Annotated in this window: 7 protein-coding genes; 3 read left to right on the top strand and 4 right to left on the bottom strand. The window is 72.2% G+C overall.

The window, feature by feature from the left end; all coding sequences use genetic code 11:
- The first annotated feature begins 747 nt into the window (after positions 1-747).
- From WMF22_RS00635 to WMF22_RS00625, 3 genes are all read left to right on the top strand, one after another.
- A complete protein-coding gene (locus WMF22_RS00635) occupies positions 748-2,598 on the top strand; it encodes an OmpA family protein (RefSeq protein ID WP_438034499.1) in 1,851 nt (616 codons plus the stop codon).
- Positions 2,595-6,746: a hypothetical protein gene (locus WMF22_RS00630; RefSeq protein WP_438034498.1), complete on the top strand. Its 4,152-nt coding sequence runs from the start codon at positions 2,595-2,597 to the stop codon at positions 6,744-6,746. Before WMF22_RS00635 ends, WMF22_RS00630 begins: the two co-directional genes overlap by 4 nt.
- 241 nt (positions 6,747-6,987) lie before the next feature.
- A complete protein-coding gene (locus WMF22_RS00625; RefSeq protein WP_438034497.1) occupies positions 6,988-7,401 on the top strand; it encodes a PilZ domain-containing protein in 414 nt (137 codons plus the stop codon).
- Positions 7,402-7,464: 63 nt separating this feature from the next.
- Here WMF22_RS00625 and WMF22_RS00620 read toward each other — a convergent pair whose 3' ends face one another.
- The 4 genes from WMF22_RS00620 to WMF22_RS00605 all read right to left on the bottom strand — a co-directional run bounded on the left by WMF22_RS00620 (position 7,465) and on the right by WMF22_RS00605 (position 12,273).
- Positions 7,465-8,160 carry an acetoacetate decarboxylase family protein gene (locus WMF22_RS00620; RefSeq protein WP_438034496.1) on the bottom strand — a complete coding sequence of 232 codons (696 nt, stop codon included), beginning with the start codon at positions 8,158-8,160 and terminating at the stop codon, positions 7,465-7,467.
- Positions 8,157-9,854 (bottom strand): amidase, encoded by a 1,698-nt coding sequence (locus WMF22_RS00615; protein ID WP_437297176.1) that lies wholly within the window; start codon positions 9,852-9,854, stop codon positions 8,157-8,159. The genes WMF22_RS00620 and WMF22_RS00615 overlap by 4 nt, the downstream gene beginning before the upstream one ends.
- A gap of 172 nt (positions 9,855-10,026) precedes the next feature.
- Positions 10,027-10,296, bottom strand: coding sequence for a hypothetical protein (locus WMF22_RS00610; RefSeq protein WP_438034495.1), 270 nt, complete (start codon positions 10,294-10,296; stop codon positions 10,027-10,029).
- Between the two features lie 1,401 nt (positions 10,297-11,697).
- Positions 11,698-12,273, bottom strand: a complete 576-nt coding sequence (locus tag WMF22_RS00605; protein ID WP_437297174.1) for a Uma2 family endonuclease — start codon at positions 12,271-12,273, stop codon at positions 11,698-11,700.
- Between the last annotated feature and the right edge of the window lie 259 nt (positions 12,274-12,532).

Below are 12,532 nucleotides of genomic sequence, written 5' to 3'. Positions count from 1 at the left end.
ACCCACGAGATGGATCGCTGGAACGCGCCTCCCGCGCGGAATGCGCCAGTCGACACGACCCGGACGGACGCGGCGAGGAGCTCGCCCTGCGCGACGAGCCCGGCCGAGTCGACCTCACCGATCGACGCGCTCCGCTCGCCGATGCTGGCCGTCACGCCAGGATCCAGGTTCACCGCCGTTGGCAAGATCGGCTCGAACCCTGGCATCTTTCAATTCAGCGGCGCCCTCCGAACGAACTTTTGATCCCACGGTGAACCCGGACCTCCGGCAACGCAGCGCCGGGGCCGCGAGCATCGCAGAGCCCGCCAACCGGGCGCGACGGCGCGCCCCCGGCCCGATACCGCTCGATACCGCTCGATCCCGCTCGATACCGCCGCACCGAGGCCGCAGTGCTGATGTCTGTAGGCCTCAATCGGCCCGCCGCAGCGCCGGCTGGAGCCGCGAGAGCCCCGACAAACCACCCGCCCCACGCGACGGCGAGGCGTGCACACGCCTTGCATAGACCGCGCTGCGACGCGCTGCGAAGGCCGGCTCGCAGGAGAGCCGCCCTGTCGAGGCCGATCCGAATTCGGACGGCCGCGCATCGAAAAGTCCACCGGTAGCGTCCTGCGAAGCCTATAAGACGGCCCGGGATTTCGAGGATGCTCGCCGATCCTCCTCGTCGAGCACGCCGCGTTTCCCCCAACTTGCCTGCGCGCCGGAGCAGTCGACGGCCGCTCGCCCAAAGCACCCAAGGTGATCCTGCGCATGAGAGCCCCCTTGCCCCCTCGATGGATCTGCGGCGCCGCCGCCCTAGCCGCGGCGGCGTGGGCCGCGCCAGCGTCCGCTCAGGAAGCGGGACCGGCGCGCGGCCTCGCCCTCAACCGCTTCAGCCCCGCGCCCGCCGGCGACCGGATGTTCGGTGTGCCGTCGCCGTACGCGGCCTCGCCGAACCAGGACGGCAGCGCGACGCTGCACGTGATGCTGCTCGGCGACTACGCGCACAACCCGCTCGTGCTCACGCGGCAGGGCAGCGACGAGCACCTCGGCGCGATCGTCGGCCACCAGCTGTTCCTGCACCTGAACTCCTCGCTCACGCTCTGGGACCGGCTGCACGTCAACGTCGACCTGCCGCTCGCCGTGCTGCAGCAGGGCGACAGCCCCGCGGCCGAGGGCCTCTCGTTCAGGTCGCCGAGCGACGTGCAGCTCGGTGATCTCCGGGTCGGGCTGCGCCTGCGCCTCGTCGGCGATTACTTCGACCCGTTCCAGCTCGCCGTCGGCGGCTTCGTGTGGGTGCCGACCGGCGACCGCGACGGCTCGTTCGTGGGCGAGGAGTCGGTCCGCGGCCTGCCGCAGATCCTCGCCGGCGGCCGGATCCCGGGCTTCGTCTGGTCGGCCGCGGCCGGCGTCGATCTGCGCCCGGCGCAGACGTTCGCGCAGGTGCGGCAAGGCCTGATGTTCAACGGCGGCGCGGGCGTCGGCCTGCTGCTGGGCTCGGAGGAGCAGCTCCAGATCGGCCCCGAGGCGACCGTGTCGACGGTGCTGGAGGACCCGGGGGCGCGCAACACGAACGTCGAGGCGCTGCTCGGCCTGCGCTACCGCTTCGCGCCGACGCTCCGCGACTTCGAGCTCGGCGTCGCCGCCGGCCCCGGCTTCACCTCGGGCATCGGCACGCCGGATTTCCGCGCCGTCGCGATGCTCGCGTACTCGCCCGAGGTCCGGCGCGCGGACCCGGACCGCGACAAGGACGGCATCGTCAACGAGAAGGACGCCTGCCCCGACGTGCCCGGCGTCGGCGACCCGGATCCGAAGAAGAACGGCTGCCCGCCGTCCGATCGCGACGAGGACGGCTTCCTCGATCGCGTCGACGCGTGCCCGGACACGCCCGGCATCGCGAACGACGACCCGAAGAAGCACGGCTGCCCGCCGCCCGGGGACCGCGACAAGGACGGCATCACGGACGACGTCGACGCGTGCCCGGACGAGGCCGGCCCGGCGAACGAGGATCCGAAGAAGCACGGCTGCCCGCCGCCGCCCGACAGGGACGGCGACGGCGTGATCGACGCGGAGGACGCCTGCCCCGACATCCCCGGTATCCGCACCTCGGATCCGGCGACGAACGGCTGCCCCGGCGACCGCGACGGCGACACGGTGCGCGACGACCAGGACGCCTGCCCCGACGAGAAGGGCAAGCCCGATCAGGATCCGGCGAAGAACGGCTGCCCCGTCGCGGTGCGCGTCACCGAGCAGGAGATCGTCATCCTCCAGCAGGTGCAGTTCGACACCGGCAAGGCGACCATCAAGAAGGCGAGCGACGAGCTCCTCGATGAGGTGGCGGGTGTGCTGAAGGAGCACCCGGAGATCACCAAGATCGAGGTGCAAGGGCACACAGACCCGCGCGGCGGACGCGCGTACAATATCAAGCTCAGCCAGGCGAGGGCCGAGTCGGTCACGAAGGCGCTGGTCCAGCGCGGCATCGAGGCCGAGCGGCTGGCGTCGAAGGGCTACGGGCCCGACGTCCCGATCGCGGAGAACGACACCGACGAGGGACGCCAGAAGAACCGCCGCGTGCAGTTCAAGATCCTCGAGAAGAAGCCGAAGCAGCAGGAGGCGCCGTGAAGAGACGTTGGATCCTAGGTAGTCTTGTCGGGCTCGCCTGCGTGGGCGGGCAGGGCAGCGCCGCGCACGCCGCGCCCACGCTGCGCGTGGAGGTCAGCCAGCGGGGCGACTTCCTCCTGATCGGCAACACGCTCGGGTACGAGTGCGGTGGGGACCTGGAGCCGGCGACGCCCGTGGTGGGCAACGCTAACCCTGCGCAGTGCGGGAGCAGCGGGCTCGGCGACAGCTCGCCCGACGTGTACTGGAAGGCCGATTCGCCCGGAGAGGGCGAGGCGGAGGCGAACACCACCATCACCGCGAGCGAGGCGCAGAGCACCGCCTGGCTCGAGGTCCCGGCCGGAGCCACGGTCACGCACGCCTACCTCTACTGGGGCGCACACATCTCGTCCGGCGATCCCGTGGACACCACGGTGACCCTGGCCCGCCCCGGCGCGGGCGGCTTCGAGGAGGAAGTGAACGCCGTCGCCCCGCTCGGGGGGTCGTTCACCCCGGACCCGGACAGCACGACGACGGAGTACTACCAGTCGTTCGCGGACATCACCGCGATCGTGCAGGAGCACGGGACCGGCGCCTACCGGGTGGGCGGCGTCCACAGCAAGGACTTCATCGCTGCCCCCCCCGCCAACTTCGACCACAACAACTTCGCCGGTTGGTGGATGGTCGTGTTCTATGAGCTCGCCTCCGAGCCGCCGCGCCATCTCGCGCTCTTCCACGGGCTGGACGCGGTCAACACCCCGCGCATCGGCCAGCCCAACCAGAGCGTGCAGGCGTTGCTCTCGGGGTTCGTGGTGCCGAACGCGGGCTACGACGCGAAGATCGGCATGGTCACGTTCGAGGGGGACGCGTCGATCGACGGAGACCGCTTCCTCTTCAACAACGAGGTGCTCGAGAACACGCTGAACCCCTCCGACGACTTCTTCAACGGCACGCGCTCCTACCTCGGCACGCCGGTGTCGAATGCCGGGGACTTGCCGCAGATGGTGGGGCTCCCGGGGGCCATGGCCGGCATCGACATCGACGTCCTCGACATCACGTCCCTGGTGAGCGCAGGCCAGACCTCGGCGCCCATCGAGGCGGCGACCGACGGCGACCTGTATTTCCTCGCCGGCTTCGTCACCTCGATCTCGACGTTCAAGCCGGACTTCACGTCGTCCACGAAGACGGCCGTCGACGTGAACGGCGAGCCGCTGCTCGCGGGCGACGTGATCCGGTACACGGTCGAGGTCGTCAACACGGGCAACGACGCGTCGGTCGACACCGTGCTCACCGATCCGCTGCCCCCGGGCGTGACCTACGTGCCGGGCTCGCTGGCGATCGAGTCGGACCCGAAGACGGACGCGGCCGGCGACGATCAGGGCGAGTACGACGCCGCAACGCGCACCGTGCGCGTGCGGCTCGGCGGGGGCGCGAGCGCGGCCGAGGGCGGCACGCTCCCCGCCGTCAACGGCGCGACGACCGTGACCTTCCAGGTCACGGTGGACGCCGGCGCGGAGGGGCTGATCTCCAACCAGGCGATCGTGACCGCCGCCGGAGAGCAGGGCTCGCCGTCCGAGGAGACGCCGACCGACGGCAACGGCCCGGCCGGGGGCACCCCGCCGACCGACGTCATCATCGACGGGTGCGCGACCGACGCGCAGTGCGCCGCGCCGACGCCGTACTGCCAGACGGAGGCGACGCCCAACGAGTGCGTCGAGTGCCTCACCGACGCGCACTGCGGGCCGCTGGCCCCGCAGTGCGATCCCGACGCCAACGCCTGCGTCTGCGTGCCCGAGGCGACCGACGTGTGCGGCGACGGGATCGACAACGACTGCGACGGGGTCATCAACAACGGCTGCGACTCGGACAACGACGGGATCGACGATCCCACCGAGATCGCCGCCGGCACCGACCCGAACGACGCGGACAGCGACGACGACGGCGTGCTCGACGGCGATGAGCCGGACTTCAACGAGGACTCCGACGAGGACGGCCTCATCAACGCGCTCGACCCCGACAGCGACAACGACGGGCTCTACGACGGCACCGAGCTCGGCCTGCCCTGCGACAACGCCGCCACCAGCGCCGCCGCGGGCCATTGTCGCGCCGACGGGGACGCCGGCGCGACCAAGACCGATCCGCTCGACGCGGACAGCGACGACGGCGGCGTGCCCGACGGGAACGAGGACATCGACCTCGACGGCGTCGTCGACGCGGGCGAGACCGATCCGAACAACGGCGAGGACGACGTGCCGCCGACGGACACCGACGGCGACGGGCTGAGCGACGACCTCGAGGAGACGATCGGGAGCGATCCGAACGACGCCGACACCGACGACGACGGCGCGCTCGACGGCCAGGAGCCGAACCCCGCCGACGACACCGACGGCGACGGCCTCATCAACGTGCGCGACGTCGACAGCGACAACGACGGGCTCTTCGACGGCACCGAGCTCGGCCTGCCCTGCGACAACGAGGACACCGACGGCGACGCGGGCCACTGCCGCGCCGACGCGGACGAGGGGGCGACCAAGACCTCGCCGGTCGATCCCGACACCGACGACGGCGGCGTGCCCGACGGCCAGGAGGACCTCGATCTCGACGGCGAGATCGACGCGGGCGAGACCGATCCGAACAACGGCGCCGACGACGGGACGCCGGCGGACACCGACGGCGACGGGCTGATCGACGTGATCGAGGAGGAGATCGGCACCGACCCGAGCGACCCGGACAGCGACGACGACGGCGTGATCGACGGCGACGAGCCGAACTTCAGCGACGATCACGACGGCGACGGCCTCATCAACGCGCTCGATCCCGACAGCGACGGCGACGGCCTGTTCGACGGCACCGAGCTCGGCCTGCCCTGCGACCGCGAGGGCACCGACGCGGAGGCGGGCAAGTGCGTCGCGGACGCCGACCCGGCGACGACGACGCACCCGCTCGACGCGGACACGGACGACGGCGGCATCTCCGACGGCGCCGAGGACGCGAACCACAACGGCGCCATCGACGAGGGCGAGACCGATCCCAACAACGGCGACGACGACGCGGTGGACGAGGATCGCGACGGCGACGGGCTGCCCGACGCGGAGGAGGAGGCGATCGGGAGCGATCCGGACGACGCCGACACCGACGACGACGGCGTGCCCGACGGCCAGGAGCCGAAGCCCGGCGAGGACACCGACGACGACGGCCTCATCAACGTGCGCGACGTCGACAGCGACAACGACGGGCTGTTCGACGGCACCGAGCTCGGCCTGCCCTGCGACAACGAGGGCACCGACGCGGAGGCGGGCCACTGCCGCCCCGACGGGGACGCCGGCGCGACAAAGACCGACCCGCTCGACGCCGACACCGACGACGGCGGCGTGCCCGACGGCCAGGAGGACGTGAACCTGAACGGCGTCGTCGACGCGGGCGAGACCGATCCCAACCTCGGCGAGGACGACGGGACGCCGGCGGACAGCGACGGCGACGGGCTCATCGACGTGATCGAGGACGAGCTCGGCACCGATCCGAACGACGCCGACAGCGACGACGACGGCGTGATCGACGGCGACGAGCCGAACTTCAGCGACGATCACGACGGCGACGGCCTCGTCAACGCGCTCGACCCCGACAGCGACGGCGACGGGCTGTTCGACGGCACCGAGCTCGGCCTGCCCTGCGACAACGCGGCGACCGACGCGGGCGCGGGCACCTGCATCGCGGACGCCGATCCCACGACGAAGACGAACCCGCTCGATGCGGACACGGACGACGGCGGCGTGGCCGACGGCGTGGAGGACGCGAACCACAACGGCGCCGTCGACGAGGGCGAGACCGATCCCAACAACGGCGACGACGATCAGTCAGCGTGCCGGCAGGACAGCGATTGCGGCGGCGCGACGAGCGGGATGATCTGCGAGGATCACGCCTGCGTGGCGGGCTGCCGCGGCACCGACGGCAACAGCTGCCCGTCCGGCGAGGTGTGCAGCTCGACCGACAGCACGGCGGGCACCTGCGCGCCCGAGAGCGAGAACGACCCGACCGGCATCTTCGCCGAGGGCAACGGCTTCTGCGCCGCGCGGCCCACGCCCGCGGGCAGCACCCGAGGCGCCGCCGCGCTCCTGCCCATGCTCGCCGCCCTCGCCGGCCTCGCCCTGCGCCGGCGCCGCGCGGGCCGCTGACCGGCGGATAGAGAGACCCACGGCCGCGCGCCGCCCCGCCCACCTGGCGGGGCGGCGACCCCTCCAGCGGCCGCGGGCGCCTCTCGCCGCGAGCACCCTCAGGGGCGCCGAGCCCCCCCACCCCCTCCCCTACCTGCTACCCGCGTTCGCCCTCGCCACCTGCGGCGCGGGGCGCCGCCGTGTAAGTTTCTTGTCCACCTGTAGCCCTCCTCCGTAGCGTACAGCGCCAAGGAGAACGACCATGGAGATGCTGCTCGCCAGCGAGCGCCGCGCCACGCGCCGCGCTGCGATCGTGGAGTGCCAGGCCGTGCGCGAGCGGGGCTTCCGGCTGCTCGGGACCCGGGCGATCGACCTGTCGATCGACGGCATGCTCGTGCTGACGAGCGCTCGCCCGCTCACGGGTGAGCCGGTGATCGTCTCGTTCCGGATCCCGGACACGAGCGTCTGGATCGACGCGACGGCGACGATCGCGCGCACGCTCCACGGCCGGCGCCTGGGCGACCCGGGGCGCGCGGTGGGCCTGCGCTTCGACCCGCTCGACAGGGCGTCGAGCCGGCGCCTCCGCGCGGCGCTCGAGCATTTCCCGCCGACGTACCCCTACCGCGCGCGGCGCGTCGACTACGCGGCGACGGCCGCGATGATCGCGCTCAGCTGATCTGCGCGCTCGAGCGACCGAGCGGCCCCGACGCCGCTGCGGGCAGCTCCCCGCGGTGAGCGATCAGAGCGAGCCGGGGGGCTCGACGTCGGCGGCCGGGAACTCGGCCTGAAAGCCGGAGAGCCGGACGGCGAACACCACACGACCCTCGTCGACGCGCGGCATGCGCGCCGGATCGACGCGCGCCTCGAGCAGGCGCGCGTGGCGGGCGCTCCCGCGCGCGGTCGGCGCGCAGAAGTAGTCGTGCCCGTCGCGGTGGTGCACCAGCCGGCGGAGGCGCGCAGGCACGAGCGCGCTCGAGGCGGGCAGGCTCGGGCCCGCGGCCGCGAAGCGCAGATCGGCGAAGACGTCGCCGCCCTGCGACGCCCGGAAGCGCTCGCTCCCGTCCGCCTCGCGCGCGATCTCGAAATCGGCGTGCTCCTTGGGGATACCCCAGTTGCGCTGCCCGTTCACCACGCTGTCCCACGAGCTGACGTAGATCTTGCTGATGGACCAGCAGAGGCCGCGGCGCGTGCGGAAGCGCCCGGGGATGAACAGGAGCTCGCGATAAGGCCCCACGTTCGACGACGTGTAGTCGAGCGCCATCAGCAGGCTGTAGCGCCCCTCGAAGCGGGGGCGGAGCGCCTCCGGGATGAAGCTCTGCTCCTCGAGCAGCCGCTCCGGGAGCTCGAGCATCACGATGGTCGCATCGCCGGCCAGCGTCCACGGCGCCGGCGCCGGCTTCACGTCGGGAGGATGACCTCCGGCGCTCTGGCTCATCGCGACCGCTCCCTGGGCTCGATGGGATCGGGGACCTCGAGCAGATCGATCGCCCCCGGAGGGCGCCGCGCGCTCGCGAGCTCCGATCGCTCGAGGTGGGCGAGGACGGCGAGGACGGCCGCTTCGTCCCACGCGTCGCCGAGGATCTGCAGGCCGATGGGCAGGCGCTCGGCGTCGACGCCGACGGGCGCCGTGCCGGCGGGGAGGCCGGTGAGGTTGCCGAGGAAGGCGAAGCGGCACATGCCGTCGAGGGCGATGGGATCCAGGAAGGCGCGGCCTTCCTCGGCCTGCGCGTAGCGGGGCGCGGTGATCGCCGTCGTCGGGAGCGCGAGGACGTCGACGCCGGCGAGGGCGCGCGCCACCTCGCGGCGCATGCCGGCGCGGAGCCGCGCGGCGTCGATCTGCTCGAGCGCGGTGACGCCCGAGAGGAGGCTGAAGGTGACGCGCAGGTCCTCGCTGATGAGGTCGCGCTGCTCCCTCCAGGCGCGCTGGAACGCCGCGAGCGACTCGGGGCCGATGACGAGGTAGCCGATGGAGGCCGCGTGCCTGGCGAGGGGGATCGTCACGTCCACGAGGGTCGCGCCCTCGCGCTCGAGCGCGCGCAGCGCCCCCCAGCACACGCTCGCGACCGGGGTGGAGGCGTCGCGCCACTCCGCCTCGTCGACGCCGATGCGCAGGCCGCGCACGCCGGCGCCGAGGCGCGCGCCGAAGCCTCCGGGGGGCGGCGGGGGCGCCCACGCGGTGAGGTCGTCGTCGGGGTCGGGCTCGCTGGCGACGGCGTCGAGGAAGCGCGCGAGATCGGCCGTGCTGCTGGCGATCGGCCCGGCGTGGGCGACCGAGCCCTTGAAGCCGTCGCCGGCGCGGCTGACGCGGCCGAAGGTCGGCTTGATGCCGAAGACGCCGTTCAGCGCGGCGGGCGCCCGGATGGATCCGCCGCCGTCGCCGCTGGCCGCGAGCGGCGCGAGCCCGAGCGCCACGCCGACGGCGGAGCCGGTGGAGGAGCCGCCCGCGGCGCGCTCCCTGTGGTGCGGGTTGTGGGGCATGCGCTGGTGGACGCTGTTGCCGATCGGCGACATGCCCCACTCGGTGAGCACGGTCTTGCAGAGGAACACGGCGCCCGCCTGCCGGAGCCGGGCGACCACGGCGGCGTCGCGCGGCGCGGGCGGCTGGGGGCCGCAGGGCGAGCCGAGCGTGGTCGGCAGGCCCTCGACGTCGAACTCGTCCTTGACGAGCAGGGGCACGCCGTCGAGCAGGCCGCGGGGCCGCCCCGCGGCGTGGCGCGCGGTCGAGGCGTCGGCGTCCCTGAGCGTCGCCTCGCGCGAGGTGGCGACGGCGATGTTCATGCACGGGCGCTCGGCGGCGAGGGCCTCGAGCGCCGAGAGCGCGCGCTCGGCGACGCGGAGCGGGGTGGTGGCGCCCTTGCGGTAGGCCGCCGCGTAGGCCACCGAGGGCCTGGGCCAGTCGCGGACGGGGGGCGCGCCGAGCCCGGCGTCCTCCCAGCGCCGCGGCGGCGCGGCCTGGAGGGGGCGCGCCTCTGCGGGGACGTCGTCGCGGAAGGCGTCCGGAAGCGAGGCGAGGCGATCGATGCCCAAGCTGCGCTTCATCACCTCCCGGAGCGCGGCGGAGGATCCGGGCGCCTCGGCGGCGAGGCGCGCCGCGGTGAGCGCGCGGCCGGTGAGTCGGGGGACCTTCATGCGGCGCAGCTTACTCGACGGGCTGGGCGGCGCGGCGCTCATGGTCAGGGTGCTCCGCGAGTCGGCGAGATCACGCCGTAGCTGCGTGTCGTCGGTGGCGGGATCGCTCGTCGTTCCTCGTCGATCCACGCGCGTGGAAGGGCATGGGACGTCGGCCGCCGCGCCCTGGAGCTCAGGCAGACGAGGTGAGGTCGTCCCAGACAGGCACCGCCTCGGGGCGCAGCTCGCGCAACCACGTCACTGCGCGCCCCTCGGACAGCCTCCGCTCGAACACCAGCGCCGCGTCGCCCGCGTAGAAGGTGCCGGTGGAGTCGGTCGCCTCTTCGACCTGGTCCAGGCCGAGCGCCTGCGCGAGCTCACGACCGTGCGACGACCGCGAGACATGGACCGGCACTTCTTTGGGGTGTCCCCACAACGCAATGCGGGAGACGAAAGCGCGCACCGAGTCGCTCGTTCGCTCCCACTCGTCCCAGCCGACCCATAGGCCCACATCCTGCCGTCCTCCGTCACGCATGCGAGGGTGTCAGGGTTGTCGATGTCTCGCGGGCTCACCAGGATCGCGGGGCCGTCCGGCGTCTGCTGAAGCGGCCACTCGGCCACGCTCCCTTCAGCGAGGGCTCGATCGAGCATCTGGATCCCGCCGAAGCGCTGGATCCGGTCGACGCTGCGCAGACCACCGAACGAGCGCTCGGCGTCAGCGACCGTCCTGGCGAGCGCCTCGCTACCGCCGTTCTCCAGCACCCACGAGGCGAGCCGCGCGGGGTCGCCGGGATCGTGCAGCCGACAAAGCCAGCGCGATGCTGCCTCTCTCACGCGGGGTGACAACGGAAGCGTCCTCGACGCTGGATCTACGGTCGCGCAGAGAAACCCGACCACGCTCTGCCGACATCGCTTATCTGGTGCCGCAAGCGGGAGATCCAGATGCCAGGCTTCGTTGTCCAGGGCTGCTCGCCCGGTCGCATCGACGAGATCGTCGCGAAACTCTATCCAGCCAGACTCCGGCGCGATAGGCGGCTTGTCGACCGCTCGCACCACCGGAAAGACGCACTGTAACCGCAAGGCCGCGCACTCTTCGAGCCAGGGCCGCAGGCTCGTTGCTGTGGGGCCCAGCACGCGCAAGAACACGTCGTCGCGCAGTGCGAGCACCCCGTCGCAAACATGCCACACGAACCCGTGCAGGCGAGACAGGCGGCTCGCCTGCCCGACCCGGCGAGCAACGCCCTTGACGAGAGCGTTCGTCTTGTCGAGCGCGGTGACCCGTCCCGTCTCGGGATAGAAGTTCCCGAGATCGACGCGCGCGCGCAGCTCGAAGTGCGGAGCACGCCACGGCTCGAGCCTTTCCGCCACCTCGTTCAGCTGCGCCAGGGAGGCCGTGAGCTGCTTGGCCCCGCAGATGGATCGGAGCTGCGGGCTGAACATACCTTTCTCGATGGCTCCGAGAAGAGGATGACTGAATCGAGTTTTCACGTCGGCCCCCGATCGTTGTTCTCCCCGGTGCCTCCGAAGACATCCGGCGTCATTCCGGCCCCGCGGGGATGTTCGGAACCGGAGCTGTGCGCGCCATGATGCGATGGTCGCCCAACGAGCCACGGAGTCAATACCCGCTGCCACGCAGAAATGTGCTGGGACGGCGCAGCCCATGATGGGTTGACGGAGCGTGGCGTCCCTGCGCTCGGCGCCTGAATCCGCCATGAGCTCGATGGGTGAGCGCGAGCCGAGATTGCCTCGATAGAGGGCCGACGATCGCATTCCAGAGGCGGAGAGGCAATCACGGCTCACGGCGCGTGCGCGCCCGAGCGCTCGACCGCCAGGCTGTCACCACGTCCTGTCGATAGCGCCCTACTCAGGCCCCCGGCTCGGCCGCAGCCTCGTACAGCTCGCGGACGTCGAGCCGGGCGCCGATCGACGCGAGGAGCGCGACGTCGCCGTCCCGCGCGATGGCAGACGTGAAGTCGCCGTCGACGTCGCGAGTCCACACCTCCACGCTGCGCTCCCGGTGCGACACCAGGACGTACTGGCGCAAGGAGGCGAGGCTCTTGTAATGCTCGAACTTGTCGCCTCGGTCGTACTCTTCGGTGCTGCGGCTCAGCACCTCGACGATGAGCGTGGGGTTCGTCACGGCTTGCTCGTCCTGGGCGTCGCGCTCGATCGGCCCGCACACGACCGTGACGTCGGGGTAGGTGGCGAGGCCTGTCGACGGCACACGCACGCGAAGATCGGCGTCGTAAGCACGGCATCGACCTCTGCGAAGCTCGGGGAAGAGGAGGCCGATGACCGCCGCAGCGAGCGCGGCATGCTCGGGCGTGCCTCCGGCCATCGCGTAGATCTGGCCGTCGAGGTACTCGTGCTTGACGTTGCTGGACGCCTCGAGGGCCAGGTACTCGGCGTACGTGTAGTGGATGCGATGTGCCGGAGCCACCGTGGCCGCGCAGTATGGCACAGCGCGCGGCGCTCGCCGCGGGCGGCGGGCGCTCGGGCGCGGCCTCCGCGTCCGGCGCCGCAAGGCGGCGTCTCCGGCGCCCTCGATCGCGGCCGAGCCGAACGGCTCACGACGACCGCCCGGCAGCACCTGGTTCAACGGCTCGCAGGCTCCGCTCGGTGCGTCGATGACATCGAATCTCCCGCAGGGAACGCCGATGCGCGGACGCGCGGATTGAACCGGTGATCGCTGCGCCGCG

Origin of the sequence: Sorangium sp. So ce204, assembly GCF_051526795.1 — a bacterium.
GTDB lineage: Bacteria > Myxococcota_A > Polyangia > Polyangiales > Polyangiaceae > Sorangium > Sorangium cellulosum_B.
The sequence above is the reverse complement of the archived record's forward strand: the minus strand, read 5'-3'. Positions and strand labels throughout refer to the sequence as shown.